The sequence below is a fragment of the Caproiciproducens sp. CPB-2 genome (genome assembly GCF_036287215.1).
Classification (GTDB): Bacteria; Bacillota; Clostridia; order Oscillospirales; family Acutalibacteraceae; genus Caproiciproducens.
Genome location: NZ_CP142860.1, coordinates 2,162,889 through 2,178,783, shown reverse-complemented (window position 1 = coordinate 2,178,783; position 15,895 = coordinate 2,162,889). Strand labels below are relative to the sequence as shown.

Sequence of the window (15,895 nt, the reverse complement as noted above, 5' to 3'; positions counted from 1 at the left end):
TACTCCTCAAAAAGTAAATAGGGACAAAAAGCAGCCCATAAGTCCGGTCGCCATCATCAGGCCGACGACGACGAGCAATCCGCCCGAAATCATGCCGATGATCCGGTAGTTCCTTTTGATAAAGTCAAACGCGGACATGAGGCGGTCGATCAAAACAGCGCTGATCAGAAAGGGAATCCCCAACCCAAGCGAAAACGAGAGAAGCATAAAAATGCCTTTCATGCTTTCCCCGCTCGAAGCGGCGAGCATCAGAGCGGAGCCTAAAAACGCGCCTACGCAGGGGGTCCAGCCAATGGAAAAGATCACGCCGAACAGAATGGAGGCCCCAAAATCCATATTTCGCTTTTTAAAATTCAACTGCCGGTTTCCATTCAGAAAAGGGATTTTGATCAGCCCCATAAAGTTTAACCCGAATAGGATGACGACAATACCGGTGACAAGATTCACCGCGGTGTGATATTCTTTCAGAAAGCTCCCGACCGTCCCCGCGAAAGCACCCATTGCCGTAAACACAAAGGTGAAGCCAAGTACAAACCCAAGGGAATTCCGAATGACCGGGGCCTTTTGATTCTGAATCTCCTGTCCCGCAAAATAGGAAATATAGATCGGCAGCATTGGTAAGAGGCAGGGAGAAATAAATGTGATGATCCCTTCCAGAAATGAAATCAGATAATCCATGGTCTCTCCTTTCTTTCCTACAGCGATTCCATTTCAATTTGCGAGATAAAACACGTTCTTTCCCCCGCCGAAGGCGGGGGAAAGAACACAATCTTGTTGCAGAATCAACCGTAAATACCGTAAACTTGTGTTTTCCATTTGTATTTTTTCCAAAGTGTGTATATTCATGATAACATATAAAATCTTCCGGCTCGGTGATCAGGTCACATTCCGGCCCAAATGAGACGAAAAAGGTATCCTCCGCCGGCTGCGGGGGATACCTTTTTTGCTGCAGCCCGGACAACCCGCGGCGCGGGAAAGGCTTTAAGCGTCCAGCCCTTCAAACTGCATATTGTAGTACTTTGCGTAGATGCCGTTTTTCTCAATCAGTTCCTGGTGGGTGCCGCGTTCCTCAATGCCTTCGTCGCCGATCACAATGATTTCATCCGCGTTGCTGATGGTGCTGAGCCGGTGGGCGATCACGATGGTGGTCCTGTCCTTGGACAGCTCCTCCAGCGAATTCTGGATATGACGCTCGCTTTCGTTGTCCAGCGCGCTGGTCGCTTCGTCCAGAATCAGGATTTTCGGATTTTTCAGAAAGACGCGGGCAATGGCCAGACGCTGCTTCTGCCCGCCGGAAAGGCGCGTGCCGCGTTCGCCCACATAGGTGTCGTAGCCGTCGTCAAGCCCCGCGATAAAGTCGTGGATATTCGCGCTCTTTGCGGCGGCGATGATTTCCTCATCCGTCGCGTCCGGTTTGCCGTAGGCAATGTTTTCTTTGATGCTGCCCGCAAACATGTAGACGTCCTGCTGGACGATCCCGATTGCGCTGCGCAGGGATTTCAGCCTGATATCGCGCACATCCGTGCCGTCGATCGTTACGCTTCCGGCGGTCACGTCGTAAAAACGGGGCAAAAGGGAGCAAAGGGTGGTTTTGCCGCCGCCCGAAGGCCCGACCAGCGCCACGGTTTTTCCCGCCTCAATCGAAATATTGATATTTTCCAGCACGTCGTTCGCGGAATCGTAACTGAACGAGACGTTTTCATACCGGATGTCGCCTTTCACGTCCTTCAGCTCGACCGCGCCGGGCCGGTCGACAATCTCCGGTTCCGTTTCCACCACTTCGATAAAGCGCTTGAAGCCGGAGTAGCCCTTCTGGAACTGTTCGGTAAATTCGATCAGTATGTCGATGGGGTTGATAATAATGTTGATGTACAGGGCATAGACAGCCAGATCGGCAACGTGCAGGGAACCCTGCGCAATAAACAGGCCCCCGCTGACCAGCACGGTCAGGAAGAGAAGTCCCTCAAAAAATGAGGTGCCCGCGCGGAAGCTTCCCATCACCCGGTAGCTGCTCTCTTTTGAGTCCAGAAATTTCAGGTTGCTTTCGTTGAATTTTGCCTGTTCCAGCTCCTCGTTGCCAAAGCTTTTTACCACCCGGATGCCGGCCAGGCTGTCCTGCACGCGGGAATTGACGCCCGCGATTTTTTTGCGGTTGTCCATGAACACCGCACGCATTTTCCGGTTCTGGTGGATGCTGAAAACAATCATAATCAGCGTTACTCCCAGCAGAATCAGAGTCATCGGGACGTTGATGATCATCATCAGCGCAAAGCTTCCCACGATTTTCAAAAGCGAAATCAGAATGTTTTCCGGCCCGTGGTGGGCAAGCTCGCTGATGTCGAACAGGTCGGACACAAGCTTGCTCATCATTTCCCCGGTGTTGTTGCGGTCGTAATACGAAAAGGAAAGGCGCTGCAGGTGGTCAAACAGGTCCTGCCTCATGTCGCTTTCCATTCTGGCGCCCATGACGTGTCCCCAGCTGGTAATGTAGTACTGGCAGCCGAGGCGGATCAGCTCCATGGCCAGAAGGCCCGCCGCAATCCACGGGAGATTTTCCAAAATGGTGTGTGCTTCCCGCGCGAACAGACCCTTTGTCAGAAAATTCAGAATCTGCGGAAACGCGACGTCAACTGCCGACACGATCAGCGCACAGAACATATCGAAGTAAAACATTCCCCGGTATGGTTGGTAGTATCTTATAAATTTTTTAAAAATCGACATTGCATGCTCCCTAATATCATTTCTTCCGTTACTGTTTTTCGGGTTCTCCGTATTCCTCTCCGAACGTATCGACGGTAACGCTCTTCATGATTTCGTCTTCATACGGCTTATCCCTGTAGTCGCGGCGAACCGACACAATGCGCTCCGCCTCTTCCATTCCCTCGGTCACCTTGCCGAAAGCGGCGTATTCCCCGTCAAGGTGCGGCGCGTCGGCAACCATGATAAAGAACTGGGACCCCGCGCTGTTCGGGCTCATGGACCTCGCCATGGAAATGACGCCCTTCACGTGCTTCAGGTCGTTCTGAAAACGGTTGGAGCGGAATTCGCCTTTGATGCTGTAGCCGGGGCCGCCCATTCCGGTGCCTTCCGGGTCGCCTCCCTGGATCATGAATTCGGGAATCACGCGGTGAAAGATGGTTCCGTCATAAAATCCTTTTTTGACAAGGGAAATAAAGTTCTTTACGGTGTTCGGAGCAATTTCGGGATAAAGCTCAATTTTTATCGTGCCGCGGCCCGTTTGAATGGTAACAATTGGATTTTTCATAATCTTCCTCCATCAATTCTGTAAAAAGTCATATCCCTATTATAGCGGGAATCCGGGCTTCCTTCAAGGCATATTTTTGATAGAAGAAGTATTGTGCTTCCACCGTCTCTTATGCTTTTTACGGAAGCTCTGAGGAAAATTATTTACTCTTTTCGATATGAATATGATATAATAACCCCAAAAGCTTTGACCGAAAATGAACGGTTCCTCCGGCGGGCCGGAGGCGGAAATAAAAAATGGGGGATGAATGATTGAAGCTGATATCATGGAATGTCAACGGGCTTCGCGCCTGTTTGAACAAGGGCTTTACGGACTATTTTCAATCGGCCAACGCCGACGCCGTGTGCATTCAGGAAACGAAAATGCAGCCGGAGCAGGCGGAAATCGTTTTGCCGGGCTACCGGCAGTACTGGAATTCCGCGGAAAAGAAGGGCTATTCCGGCACGGCTGTTTTTACCAGGATGGAACCTCTTTCCGTCGGTTACGATATCGGCGACCCGGAGCATGTCGGCGAGGGGCGTTCCATCACGCTGGAATTTGAGGATTTTTACCTTGTGACGGTGTATACGCCCAATTCCCAGCGGGACCTGGTGCGCATCGAGTACCGGATGCGCTGGGAGGACGCTTTCCGCGCCTATCTGAAACAGCTCGACGCGAAAAAACCGGTCGTTGTGTGCGGGGACATGAATGTGGCACATAATGAGATCGATCTGAAAAATCCGAAGACGAATGTCGGCAACGCGGGCTTCTCCTTCGAGGAACGCGAAAAGATGTCGGAACTGCTCGCCGCCGGGTTTACGGACACCTTCCGTTACCTGCACCCGGAGGAAACGGGCGCCTATACGTGGTGGTCGTATATGTTTAAGGCAAGGGAGAAAAACGCGGGGTGGCGGATCGATTATTTCCTTGTGTCCGACTCCATCCGCGACAGAATCGAGGCCAGCAGCATACACCCGGAGGTGATGGGCAGCGACCATTGCCCGGTCGAGCTTATTTTGTCCATGAAAAATACACAGACGGGAGAATAGAGGATGCAACTGATATTTTACGGTGCGGACAAAGAAGTCACCGGAAGCTGCCATTGCTTACTTGTAAACGGAAAAAAGATTTTGATCGACTGCGGCCTGCAGCAGGGCGCCGATGAGGACGACAACCACAGGCTGCCTTTTTATGCGTCCCAGATCGATTATGTTATCGTAACGCACGCGCATATTGACCACAGCGGACGGCTGCCGCTTCTGGTCAAGAACGGCTACGACGGGAAAATGTACGCGACCGGGGCGACCTGCAAGCTGCTTTCCATCATGCTGCGCGACAGCGCCCATATACAGGAGATGGACGCGATCAACGAGAACCGGAAGGGAAGGCGCGCCGGGCGCGAACCGGAGGAGCCGATTTACACCGTGGAGGACGCGCAGGAAACGCTGAACCGGCTGGTCCCGTTTTCCTACGGGGAAATGGTGGAGCTTTGCGAAGGGGTCCGTTTCCGCTTTACGGACGCCGGTCACCTGCTCGGCTCCGCGGCGGTGGAGATGTGGCTGACGGAGCACGGCGAGACGAAAAAAATCGTCTTTTCCGGGGACATCGGCAACAAAAATCAGCCGATCATCCGCGATCCGCAGTATATCCGGGAAGCGGATTATGTGGTGATGGAATCGACCTACGGCGACCGCGATCATGAAAAGATGGACGACTATGTCCCGAAGCTCGCCGAGGTTTTCGATAAAACCCTTTCCGCCGGGGGCAACGTGGTCATCCCCAGCTTTGCGGTCGGCCGTACGCAGGAGCTGCTTTACTATATCCGTGAGATGAAGGAACGCGGCCTTGTCAAAAACAACCCGGATTTCCCGGTTTATGTGGACAGCCCGCTTGCGGCGGAAGCAACCAAAATCTACGGCGGCAATCTGGACGGTTACGCCGACGATGCCGCCGTCAAGGTCATCAGGGCCGGATTTGAGCCGATTCATTTTTCCAACCTGAATATCTGCGCCAGCGTGGAGGAATCCAAAGCGCTGAATATGGATAACGTACCCAAGGTCATCATTTCCTCCAGCGGGATGTGCGAAGCCGGACGAATCCGCCACCACCTCAAGCATAATCTGTGGCGGCCGGAATGCGCGGTCGTGTTTGTGGGCTATCAGGCCAACGGCACCCTCGGCAGAATGCTGGTCGACGGGATCGATCAGGTGAAGCTTTTCGGCGAGGAAATCACGGTACAGGCGCATATTTACAATTTCCGTGCGCTTTCCGCGCACGCGGACCGGTCGGGCCTGATCCAGTGGATCCGGGCGTTTGACCCCAAGCCGAAGCGCGTGTTTGTGGTACACGGAGAACTGCAGGTCAGCGAGATGTTCGGCGACACCCTGCGGCAGCTGGGGTACAACGCGATTGTCCCCAATTTTGAAGCCTCCTTTGACCTGGCGGAAAACAGCGTTCTGGAAGAGGGCGTCGCGCCGGAGCTGCGCAGCCCGCGCAGGGAGGACAGGGGAAAGAAATTCTCCGCTCCGTTTGCCCGCCTGATGGAGGCCGGAAAACGGCTGATACAGGTGATACAGCGAAACGAGGGCGGCGCGAACAAGGATCTTGCCAAATTTGCCGACCAGATCAACGCGCTGAGCGAGAAATGGAACCGGTAATCCGATTTCACAGGACGGTAAAATCCCCAGCCGGCAGCAATGCCGGCTGGGGATGCGTTTTACAGGAGTTTTTCTGTCAGTTTTCCTTTTTCAGCAGGTCGCGGATTTCCGTCAGCAAAGCTTCTTCGCGGCTGATTTCCGGGGCGGCGGGCGGGGCCTCTTCCTTTTTCCGCTTCAGACGGTTGGACGCCTTGATGACCAGGAAAATGGAAAAAGCGACAGCGATGAAATCCAGTACCGTCTGCAGGAAATTTCCGTAACGAATCATGATCGGTTCGGTGCCTTTCAGCGCCGCGGGGACGGTCACCGCCAAAGCCGTCAGGTTGATTCTGCCGGTAACCAGAGAAAGCACGGGCGTAATGATGTCGGCAACCAGCGAGGACACGATTTTTCCGAACGCGGCGCCTATGACAACGCCGACCGCCATATCCATGACGTTCCCGCGCATGGCAAATTCTTTAAATTCACTGACTAATTTTTTCATGATTTTTTCTCCGTCTCTTCCTCCGTTTGTGCGGCCAGCTTCTCCCTGGCGACGGCCAGCATCAGCTTGATTCTGTTTTCCTGATTGACGCGCGTCGCGCTCGGGTCGTAGTCGATGGGGACAATATTGGACCGTTCGTCCACCGCTTTGATCCGGTGGATCATGCCTTTGCCGCAGATATGGTTCGGCAGGCAGCCGAACGGCTGTGTGCACACGATATTCTCATAGCCCTGCTCGACCAGCTCCAGCATTTCCGCGGTCAGAAGCCAGCCTTCGCCCATCTTGTTGCCGTAGCCGATGACGTTCTTCACCAGGCTTTTCGTGTGGGCGTAGGGCTCCGGCGCCAGAAAGCGGGGTTCGGTTTTCACCGCGCGGATCAGGATGTCCTGCATTTTCAGCAGATAGTCCATCAACGCCTTGACGACCACGTACTTTGCCCTGCTCCCGCCGTAAAGCTTGATATCCTCCAGCCGGTTGTCGACCTTGAAAAGGCCGAAATTCAGGATGCCCGGCACGTTTACCTCACAGTCCTGCTCCGCGAGAAAATCCTCCAGATGGTTGTTGCCCAGCGCGGAGTATTTCACATAGATTTCCCCGACGATGCCGACCTTGATTTTCGGCCTGCGGTCGATTTCGATCTGCGCGAAATCGCGGACGATTTTATGGAGGTTTTCTTTCAGCTGTTTCAGCGACAGGCCCTGCCCGTGATTGAACTGCTCCGTCAGGGCCTCCGTCCATTTTCTGACCGTCCGGCCGCTCTCGCCGGGGACCGACTCGTATGCCTTCGTCTGGTTGTCCAGCAGCATCAGCGCGTCGCCGTAGACAAGCCCCGCGATAAATTTCCGCAGCATCGGCAGGGTCAGCGTAAATCCGGGGTTGCTTTCCAGCCCGGACATATTGAGCGAAACAACCGGAACCCGTTCCAGCCCGGCCTTTTTCAGCGCCTTGCGCAGAAGGTGGATATAGTTGGACGCGCGGCAGCCGCCGCCCGTCTGGGTAATAATCAGCGCGGTGCGGTCCAGGTCGTATTTCCCCGAATGAAGCGCGTCGATAAACTGGCCGATGACCAGCAAAGCGGGGTAACAGGTATCGTTATGGACATATTTCAGGCCCTCCTGCACGACGTTCGGGCCGTCGTTCGTCAAAAGCTCCACATGGTATCCGCAGTTGTTCAGCACGTTTACGATCAGCTGAAAATGGATCGGCGCCATCATGGGGCAGAGGATGGTATATTCCTTTTTCATTTCCTTTGTAAAAAGCAAGCGCCCGTCCTTGCTGAATTTCAGTTCCGCCAAAGAATCACCTCATTTCTCCAGAGCGGCAAAGAGGCTGCGCAGCCTGATCTTTACCGCGCCGAGATTCGTAATTTCATCGATCTTGATCTGTGTGTAAATTTTGTCGTTCGCTTCCAGAATGCTGCGTACCTCGTCGGTGGTAATGGCGTCTACGCCGCAGCCGAACGAAACGAGCTGGACAAGGTTCATGTCGGGCTTGTCGCCGATGTATTCGGCGGCCGCGTACAGCCTTGCGTGATAGGTCCACTGGTTCAGAACCGTGGTGTGGAAGCGTGTTACCTTATTACTCAGAACATCTTCCGAGATGACCGCCGCGCCCAGGCTGACGATCAGCTTGTCGATGCCGTGGTTGATTTCCGGGTCAAGATGGTAGGGTCTTCCGCTCAGGACGATGATCGGCTTGTGCTGCTTCCGCGCTTCGGCAATGATCCGGTCGCCCTTTTCGTGTACCTTCGCGAAATACCCGTCGTATTCGCGGTACGCTTCTTTTGCCGCTTCTTTCACCTTGGAAAGGGAGATATCGTCAAAATACCCGGAAAGAATTCCGTGCATTTTTTTCGGGAAATCGCGCTTTCTGTGGATTCCCACATAGTCGTGGATCAGGCGGAAGCCTTCCGGCATGCTCATGTTTGCGGAAATGACTTCCGGATAATAGGCGACGACGGGACAGTTGTAGTGGTTGTCACCCAGACCCTCGTCGAAATTATACGACATGCAGGGGTAAAAAATATTTTTAACGCCCTCGTCGATCAAAGCCTGCACATGTCCGTGCATCAGCTTTGCGGGGAAGCAGACCGTGTCGGAAGGAATGGTGCTCTGGCCCTCGATGTAAAGCTCCCTGCTGGAAAGGGGAGAGAGCGTTACCTCAAAGCCGAGCCTGGTAAAGAAGGTATGCCAGAAGGGGAGCAGCTCATAGAGATTCAGCCCCATCGGAATGCCGATTTTGCCCCTTCTGCCCGGTACGGGCCGGTAGGAGCGCAGCAGGCCGAGCTTATAGGCGTACATGTTGAGCTCGTCCCCCGACGTGCGCTTCGTCACCGGCTTTTCGCAGCGGTTTCCGCCGATAAAGCGCCGGGTGCCGCCGAAAACGTTGATGGTCAGCCGGCAGTGGTTGTTGCACAGCCCGCAGGAGGTGACCCTGACGTCGTGCTGGAAGTTTTCCAGCTCCTCCCTGCCGATGATCGTACTCTGCCCCTTTGAATGGGCTCTGGCGTAGATCCCCGCGCCGTAAGCGCCCATCAGGCCGGAAATATCCGGACGGGAAACGTTGACGCCCAGCTCATTTTCAAACACGCGCAGCACCGCGTCGTTCAGAAAGGTGCCGCCCTGTACGACGATGTTGCGGCCCAGCTCTTCGGCCGAAGCCGCGCGGATGACCTTGTAGATCGCGTTTTTCACCACGCTGACGGAAAGGCCGGCGGAAATATCCTCGGTGGTCGCGCCGTCCTTCTGCGCCTGCTTGACCTGCGAATTCATGAATACGGTGCAGCGGGAACCCAGATCCACCGGGTGCTTCGCAAACAGGCCCAGCTTCGCGAAATCCTCTATTTCATAGCCGAGCGTGTTGGCGAAGGTCTGTAAAAAAGAACCGCAGCCGGAGGAGCAGGCTTCGTTCAGAAAGATGTTGTCGATTGCTCCGTTGCGGATTTTAAAGCATTTCATATCCTGTCCGCCGATGTCGATGACAAAATCGACGTCGGGCAGAAAACATTTGGCAGCCGTAAAGTGCGCCACCGTTTCCACGATGCCGAAGTCAATATTGAAGGCGTTTTTCAGAAGCTCCTCGCCGTAGCCCGTCACGGCGCCCGCGGCGATCCGGATTTTCGGGAAACGGTCGGAAAGGCTGAGCAGGTATTCCCGGATAATCGGCACCGGGTTGCCCGAATTGCCGCGGTATATGGAATCCAGCACCTCGCCGTCTTTGCCGAGCAAAACGGCCTTTACCGTGGTGGAACCCGCGTCGATCCCGAGGTACGCGTCGCCCGTGTAGGTTTCCGCGCTGCCGCGCGGCGCTTTGCATTCGGCGTGGCGGCGAGTAAAGGCGTCGTAATCCGCCTGTGTTTCAAACAGCGGGGGAATGGAAAGAAAGTTCGCCGTCTTGCCGTAGGCGGCGATGCTTTCGAGAGCGGTTTCCAGGTCGATTTCGGTGTCGCTGCTCAGCGCCGCCCCCAGCGCTACATAATAAAGGGAATTTTCGGGGCATACGCCCTGCGTTTTCAGCGCCTGGTCAAAGCTTGCGCGCAGCTGCGGCAAAAAGGTGAGCGGCCCGCCCAGATAAATCACTTTTCCGGCGATTTTCCGGCCCTGTGCCAGCCCCGCGATCGTCTGGTTCGCCACGGCGGCGAAGATGCTCGCCGAAATGTCGCTTTTGCGCGCGCCCTGGTTCAGCAGGGGCTGCACGTCCGACTTTGCGAACACGCCGCAGCGCGAGGCAATGGTGTATATTTTCTCGTACTGCTCCGCCAGCCGGTCCATTTCGTCCAGCGAGATATTCAACAGAGTCGCCATCTGGTCAATAAAGGCGCCGGTTCCTCCGGCACAGGAGCCGTTCATGCGGACCTCCATGCCGCCGGATAAAAACAGCATTTTCGCGTCTTCTCCGCCGAGCTCGATAATGACGTCCGCGTCGGGAATCAGCTTTCCGATCGCCACGCGGGTGGCGTAAACCTCCTGAATAAACGGCAGCTTGCAGGACTGTGAAATCCCCATTCCGGCGGAACCGGAAACCGTAAGCCGGGCCTTCGCGCCTTTGAGGAGTTCGTGATCGATTCTTGTGAGAAGCTCCGACATTTTTTGCGTAATCTGGGAAAAATGCCTCTCATAAGATTGATACAGGATTTGATTGCCGTCGTCAAGCACCACGCATTTGATCGTGGTGGAGCCGACATCTAAGCCGATTTTCATAAAATGCCACCGTTTCTGATTATATTATTCCATGAACGATAATAATACATTTTAGCCTAAAATAGTCCACATTGTCAAGCGACAGACTTTATAAATCTGGGGGTGTTCCGCACCTGTCCGTCGGTGAAAATTTTCGTTCCTTCCGCGGCGGGGCACGGATTTCGACAGGTTTGCTCTTCCCACCGGCGGGACTGTATGGTACAATTATTATAAAAGAATGCTAAATATTGTTATTCCTGAAATCAGATGATAAACGATATTTTACCAACATTTAAAGCAGGCTTAACATCGTGTCCGGACCTTTGTGATGCGGCCGGACGGAAAAACCGGGTCGGCTTTCGTTTTTATGAAAGGGGTGGTCGGTTTGCATGCGGATGCTGTGCGGGAAAATTCAGAGGGGCGGAAGCTGGTGCTCGTCTTTTTCGGTTCCCCCAACAGGGACGGGACTACCGCGAAGCTTCTGAACGAATTTCTGAAGCCGCTGGAAGGGAATACGCGGATCGAGACCGTAAGCGCCTATGAGCGGAACATTGCGCCCTGTATCGCCTGCAACGCCTGCGTCGGGGAAGAAAGATGCTCGCAGCCGGACTTTGACGACATTGACGCGCTGATCCGCGCCGCGGACGTGATCGTCGTCGCCACGCCGGTTTACAACCTCGGCCTGCCCGCGCCGCTCAAGGCGATTGTCGACCGTACGCAGCGGTATTTCGCGGCCCGGTTTTCCCTCGGCATCAGGGATCCGATTGAAAAGCATAAGCTGGCCGCGGTGCTGGTTACCTGCGGCTCCAAGGACTGCGAGGGAGCGGAAATCATTGCCCGCCAGCTGAAGCTGGCGTTTTCCGCCGTCAATACCTCGCTCGCGGGCATGGCCGTCTGGCCGGGAACGGATTTTGACGAAGGCCGCGAAACGTTTGAAAAAGCGCGGAATTCCGCCCGGGAGCTGGCGCTTGCTATAGAGTGTGAATTGTGATATCATAAAATGTAACCTATTATTTGGGAGGAAAAAATATGTCTGGCCATTCAAAGTGGAATAACATCAAACGTAAAAAAGAAAAGACAGACGGTGCCAAGGCGAAAGTATTTACAAAAATCGGCCGCGAGCTTGCCGTAGCGGTAAAAGAGGGCGGCGGCCCGGACCCCAACGCCAACTCGAAATTAAAGGACTGCATTGCCAAGGCGAAGGCCAACAATGTGCCTAATGACAATATTGAACGCATTATCAAAAAAGCTGCCGGAGACGGGGACGATACCAAGTATGAAACCATTACATACGAGGGATACGGCCCGAACGGCATCGCGGTCATTGTGGAAACGCTGACCGACAACCGCAACCGCACCGCCGGCGACGTCCGCCATTATTTCGACAAATTCGGCGGCAACCTCGGTACCACCGGCTGTGTTTCGTTTATGTTCGCCCAAAAGGGACTGATCGTCGTCGAAAGGGAAGGCCTTGAGGAAGACAAGGTCATGGAGGACAGCCTGGAAGCGGGCGCGTCCGATTTTCAGGCGGACGAGGACGTCTTTGAAATCTATACCGAGCCGGAGGACTTCAGCGGCGTGCGCGACGACCTTGAAAAGAAAGGCTATGAGTTTGTTTCCGCGGAAGTGGAGATGGTGCCGAACACCTATACCACGCTGACCGACGAAGAATCCGTTACCAAAATGCAGCGTCTGCTCGATGCCCTTGAGGACAACGACGACGTGCAAAATGTTTGGCACAACTGGGATAATCCGGATATGGACGACTAAGAATAATAGAAAGTTTTTCCATATTTGTGAAACATGGAGGAAGCAAGATGACTGGCTTTGACAATCTATGCATGAACTGCATGTCCGATACAAACGGCAAACCCGAATGTTCCAACTGCGGCTTCAGTTCTTCCGAGCCACAAATGCGCCATGCGCTTCCGTACAGGACCAGACTGCAGAACCGGTATATCGTCGGCCGCGCGAAAAAGAGCAACGGCGAAGGAATTACCTATATCGGCTACGATACGGTTCTGAACATACCGATTGAGCTGCGCGAGTTTTTTCCGCAGACCCTGTGCGAAAGACCCGCCAACGGGACGGATATCCGTGTGATCGGCGGCAGCGAGATCATCTTTGACGAATGTCTCGCCGCTTTTCTGAATTATTCCAGGGAGATCGCGCACATGCGCGAGCTTTCCGCCATCGTACAGATTTACGATATCTTTGAAGAAAATCATACGGCCTATACCGTTTCCGAGTGGAGCGAAAGCATTACGCTCCGCTATTTTGTCGAGCGCAGCGGCGGCAACCTCGGCTGGAACGCCGCCCGTCAGCTCTTTATGCCCGTTCTGTCCGCGCTCAGCTCGATGCAGGCGGCGGGGATCAGGCATCTTGGCATTTCTCCCGATACCCTGAATATCATGCAGGACGGCAGGATGAAGCTCGGCAGCTTCTGCATCGGCGCCGTCCGGCGGATGGACACGGATCTGCCGCCGGACCTTGTTCCCGGCTGCGCCGCCATAGAGCAGTATGTGATGGACTATGTCCCCAACGAATCGACGGATGTCTATGGCTTTGCCGCGTCCCTGTTTTTCGCCCTGACGGGCACCATGCCGCAGGAAGCCTTAAAAAGGCGCAACGATATGCGGCTTTTGATTCCGACCAGCATTATGCGCAGCCTGCCGCCCCACGTGGTGACGGCGATGGCCAACGCGCTGCAGGTTTCCCCGGACAAACGCACCCCCACCTTTGAACGGCTGCGCGCCGAGCTTTCCGCCGCGCCGACCGTCACGGCGACCATTGAGGATACCCAGAGAATCCACAGGTCCGCCCCTGAGCCGGAGGAGGACGACGGAAAAAAGGGCGTTCCCAATTTCGTATGGGTGATCCTGACCTGTGTGGCGGCGCTGATCGTGTTCACCATCGTGGGGATTATCTGGATTTCCAACACCGGGCGGGGGGATACGGAAACGCTCGCCTCGGAAGCCTCCCAGATTGAGTCCGCGGCCGCGGATTCGCTGGAAATGACGATGGATTCCGTGGATTCCGCGGATTCCGCCGACCCGAATCTGATCGAAGCGCCCGATCTGGTCGGCCAGGTTTTTCGGGAGCAGACCAATTCGGGAGAATCCTCCTCCAGCCAGGACTATCAGGTGCTTCTGTCCAGCAAGCAGTTCAGCGACACCATTCCCGAGGGCAGCATCATTTCCCAGTCGCCCGTCGCGGGCACGAAAATGGCGCGGGGAACGGCGATCGTAGTCGTTGTCAGCGAAGGGGCCGCCGTGCGCACGCTTCCGCCGATCGCCGGAAAAACGCTTGCGGAAGCTTCGGAAGCGGTCACCTCGGCCGGCTTTACGCCCACTAAAACGGAGGAATACAGCTCCGACGTGGAAAAAGGGATGGTCGTCGGCTACAAGGATGTGCGGGAGGGCAGCCAGATGGCCTACGGGTCCCAGGTCGCCATTGTCGTCAGCAAAGGGCCTGCGCCGGACGGCGCTTCCGGCACTGCTTCCGATTCGGCTCCCTGAGTGCGGCGCTGCCTGAACAGCCGTTTTGAGTATCGATGAAAAAAGGAGCCTTTCAGCCGGTTCCTTTTTTTGCGCGGTATTCGGCAAGCAGCAGGTCGACCATCCGGCCGTAGCTTTTTACGCCGTCCGTCTGCTTGTTGGCTTTCAGATACGAATCGTTGACCTGGTTGGCGGCGGTGGCGACCGGCCCCTCAAACTGCTTCCAGTACGCGGAATTGTTTTCCAGATCGCGCCTGACGCCGTCGCTCAGGGTCCCGTAGATCTGATTTGCCGCCGACGGGTCCGTGCCGGAAAGCGCGTTGGAAGCGTAGATGTAGGCGAGCATCGTCCCCGAATACCGGAAATCCGTGTCCCCACTTTTTTCACAGGCAAGGTAGCCGATGAAATTTGCCTCGTCCTCGCGCATATATCCGCGCAGATGGGAAAGCTCGTGGCACATGGTCAGCGGGATGGAATAATCGGGGATATCCACGTTGACATTCGCTTCAAAGGTAAACGGGAAAAAGATGCCCGTAGTGTCACAGTAGGACATCAGCCGGGAGAAAAACACCGGCTTCGGCGGGCCGTACCCCGCGCGCAGAAGCGGATAGTCCCCGCTGACCGCGTCAAACGCCGTTCTCGCCTTTTTTGCCGTCGCCTCCATATCCTCCATGTTCAGCCGCATGACGGAATTCCGGTCGGTCCGGACTCCTTTCCGTAACTCGTTTGCCCGATTGGCAAGGCCGGTACAGAGCGCCGTCAGCTCGACTTTGGACGAAGGCCGGATTTCCAGCCCGCAGGTCTGCGAGAAGGGGTAGCGGTAATAATTGATTCCGCAGGAAACCACAAACGCAAAATACAGCACACTGGCAATGCATATCAGGTTAATTGCGAAAAGAGAAAATATTTTTCTTCGTTTTCCGCGGTTATGTATGATTTTGGCAATAAAGAAAATCATATAAAAAACGGCGCCCGCGCAAAGAAGGACAATCAGGACCTCCATAACGGAAAACGGGGCAAGGGAAGTGACGCGGTTCACCCCGCGCGACAAAACGGGATAAATGGTGTTCGCGTACCATTCCGCAAAATCGGGATGGTTTTGTGCGGCAAGGGTAAGCAGTAGGGCGACCGGTGCAAACGCAAGGAGCCGGATTCGCCTGAGAGGAAGGAATTTTTTCAAAACAGCACCTCCGATCCCGTTTATTGTAGTATATCCGCACAGGTACGTCAATGGAAATCCGCTCTGCCTTTTCCATATTTATACGGAAAGGCGGTTGCCTATACGGTACAAAAATGATATGATAAGCATTAATAATCGATTTCGAACAGGGAGGCCGGCGCATGAAATTTTACATTAAACAGAGCACCGGTACGGAAGCTCTTTTTACCGTAATAGATGCTCTTGGTCAGTCTGTCTACAGTGTTACCGGTGATTCATTGTCCATCGGCAGCAAGGTCTGCCTGATTGACAACAACCAAAACGAGGCGGCCCGCATCTTCAGTCTGGGGATTTCGGCCATATCGAGGTACTCCGTTTCTATCGGGGACAAGGAGCGCGCGCGCGTGACGCTGAACCTTGCCTCGTCGAAGCAGCCCATTAAAATCAAAGGCGTCGGCTGGAGCTTCCGCGGCGATCTTCTGACGCGTTCCTACGACCTGATCGATGTGGACTCCACTGTCGTGATGACACACGGCCGGTGCTGGAATGAAAACGGCGACTGCTTCGCCGTCGATATCGCCGATCCGTCCAATGTCCTGCTGTGCCTTTGCATTGCCGTCATCCTTGACAGCACCGTGATCGGCGGTTCCGTCAAACCGGTTCCGGCAAGCTGAAA

The 15,895-nt window shown here is 54.8% G+C and carries 13 protein-coding genes; 6 read left to right on the top strand and 7 right to left on the bottom strand.

Features of this window, described 5'->3' with window-relative positions; translation table 11 throughout:
* Positions 1 to 6: 6 nt before the first annotated feature.
* The 3 genes from VXK30_RS10825 to VXK30_RS10815 all read right to left on the bottom strand — a co-directional run bounded on the left by VXK30_RS10825 (position 7) and on the right by VXK30_RS10815 (position 3,265).
* Positions 7 to 678 carry a cytochrome c biogenesis CcdA family protein gene (locus tag VXK30_RS10825; protein WP_275714684.1) on the bottom strand — a complete coding sequence of 224 codons (672 nt, stop codon included), beginning with the start codon at positions 676 to 678 and terminating at the stop codon, positions 7 to 9.
* Between the two features lie 303 nt (positions 679 to 981).
* Entirely contained in the window at positions 982 to 2,721 is a 1,740-nt protein-coding gene (locus VXK30_RS10820; protein WP_275714682.1) for an ABC transporter ATP-binding protein, read from the bottom strand.
* A 28-nt stretch (positions 2,722 to 2,749) separates the two neighbouring features.
* A complete protein-coding gene (locus tag VXK30_RS10815; protein ID WP_275714681.1) occupies positions 2,750 to 3,265 on the bottom strand; it encodes a peptidylprolyl isomerase in 516 nt (171 codons plus the stop codon).
* A gap of 251 nt (positions 3,266 to 3,516) precedes the next feature.
* Between VXK30_RS10815 and VXK30_RS10810 the strand changes: the two genes are divergently transcribed.
* On the top strand, positions 3,517 to 4,293 hold the full coding sequence (locus VXK30_RS10810) for an exodeoxyribonuclease III (RefSeq protein ID WP_275714680.1): 777 nt from the start codon (positions 3,517 to 3,519) through the stop codon (positions 4,291 to 4,293).
* 3 nt (positions 4,294 to 4,296) lie between these two features.
* The gene (locus VXK30_RS10805; RefSeq protein ID WP_275714679.1) at positions 4,297 to 5,901 is read left to right on the top strand and encodes an MBL fold metallo-hydrolase RNA specificity domain-containing protein; all 1,605 of its coding nucleotides are present in this window, start codon (positions 4,297 to 4,299) and stop codon (positions 5,899 to 5,901) included.
* A gap of 76 nt (positions 5,902 to 5,977) precedes the next feature.
* Here the strand turns inward: VXK30_RS10805 and mscL are convergent, their stop codons facing one another.
* From mscL to VXK30_RS10790, 3 genes are read right to left on the bottom strand one after another with little or no spacing between them, the layout of a single operon-like run.
* On the bottom strand, positions 5,978 to 6,385 hold the full coding sequence (mscL, locus tag VXK30_RS10800) for a large-conductance mechanosensitive channel protein MscL (protein WP_275714678.1): 408 nt from the start codon (positions 6,383 to 6,385) through the stop codon (positions 5,978 to 5,980).
* Positions 6,382 to 7,680: a 2-hydroxyglutaryl-CoA dehydratase gene (locus VXK30_RS10795; RefSeq protein WP_329493251.1), complete on the bottom strand. Its 1,299-nt coding sequence runs from the start codon at positions 7,678 to 7,680 to the stop codon at positions 6,382 to 6,384. Before VXK30_RS10795 ends, mscL begins: the two co-directional genes overlap by 4 nt.
* A 9-nt stretch (positions 7,681 to 7,689) precedes the next feature.
* A complete protein-coding gene (locus VXK30_RS10790; RefSeq protein ID WP_329493249.1) occupies positions 7,690 to 10,584 on the bottom strand; it encodes an acyl-CoA dehydratase activase-related protein in 2,895 nt (964 codons plus the stop codon).
* A 364-nt stretch (positions 10,585 to 10,948) separates the two neighbouring features.
* On the opposite strand from VXK30_RS10790, the gene VXK30_RS10785 reads away from it, so the two are divergent.
* The 3 genes from VXK30_RS10785 to VXK30_RS10775 are packed head-to-tail and all read left to right on the top strand — an operon-like array spanning position 10,949 to position 14,081.
* The gene (locus VXK30_RS10785; RefSeq protein WP_275714677.1) at positions 10,949 to 11,554 is read left to right on the top strand and encodes a flavodoxin family protein; all 606 of its coding nucleotides are present in this window, start codon (positions 10,949 to 10,951) and stop codon (positions 11,552 to 11,554) included.
* Positions 11,555 to 11,592: 38 nt separating this feature from the next.
* On the top strand, positions 11,593 to 12,333 hold the full coding sequence (locus VXK30_RS10780; RefSeq protein ID WP_275714675.1) for a YebC/PmpR family DNA-binding transcriptional regulator: 741 nt from the start codon (positions 11,593 to 11,595) through the stop codon (positions 12,331 to 12,333).
* A gap of 47 nt (positions 12,334 to 12,380) precedes the next feature.
* Positions 12,381 to 14,081 carry a PASTA domain-containing protein gene (locus VXK30_RS10775; protein ID WP_275714674.1) on the top strand — a complete coding sequence of 567 codons (1,701 nt, stop codon included), beginning with the start codon at positions 12,381 to 12,383 and terminating at the stop codon, positions 14,079 to 14,081.
* 52 nt (positions 14,082 to 14,133) lie between these two features.
* Here VXK30_RS10775 and VXK30_RS10770 read toward each other — a convergent pair whose 3' ends face one another.
* Positions 14,134 to 15,240 (bottom strand): DUF3810 domain-containing protein, encoded by a 1,107-nt coding sequence (locus VXK30_RS10770; protein WP_275714672.1) that lies wholly within the window; start codon positions 15,238 to 15,240, stop codon positions 14,134 to 14,136.
* Between the two features lie 161 nt (positions 15,241 to 15,401).
* On the opposite strand from VXK30_RS10770, the gene VXK30_RS10765 reads away from it, so the two are divergent.
* Entirely contained in the window at positions 15,402 to 15,893 is a 492-nt protein-coding gene (locus tag VXK30_RS10765; RefSeq protein ID WP_275714670.1) for a tubby C 2, read from the top strand.
* The last annotated feature ends 2 nt before the right edge of the window (positions 15,894 to 15,895 follow it).

What these genes read in the sequence shown, in the direction of transcription:
- VXK30_RS10825 (WP_275714684.1), bottom strand. Translation starts at nt 678, where the DNA reads ATGGATTATCTGATTTCATTTCTGGAAGGGATCATCACATTTATTTCT.
- VXK30_RS10820 (WP_275714682.1), bottom strand. Translation starts at nt 2,721, where the DNA reads ATGTCGATTTTTAAAAAATTTATAAGATACTACCAACCATACCGGGGA.
- VXK30_RS10815 (WP_275714681.1), bottom strand. Translation starts at nt 3,265, where the DNA reads ATGAAAAATCCAATTGTTACCATTCAAACGGGCCGCGGCACGATAAAA.
- VXK30_RS10805 (WP_275714679.1), top strand. Translation starts at nt 4,297, where the DNA reads ATGCAACTGATATTTTACGGTGCGGACAAAGAAGTCACCGGAAGCTGC.
- mscL (WP_275714678.1), bottom strand. Translation starts at nt 6,385, where the DNA reads ATGAAAAAATTAGTCAGTGAATTTAAAGAATTTGCCATGCGCGGGAAC.
- VXK30_RS10790 (WP_329493249.1), bottom strand. Translation starts at nt 10,584, where the DNA reads ATGAAAATCGGCTTAGATGTCGGCTCCACCACGATCAAATGCGTGGTG.
- VXK30_RS10780 (WP_275714675.1), top strand. Translation starts at nt 11,593, where the DNA reads ATGTCTGGCCATTCAAAGTGGAATAACATCAAACGTAAAAAAGAAAAG.
- VXK30_RS10775 (WP_275714674.1), top strand. Translation starts at nt 12,381, where the DNA reads ATGACTGGCTTTGACAATCTATGCATGAACTGCATGTCCGATACAAAC.
- VXK30_RS10765 (WP_275714670.1), top strand. Translation starts at nt 15,402, where the DNA reads ATGAAATTTTACATTAAACAGAGCACCGGTACGGAAGCTCTTTTTACC.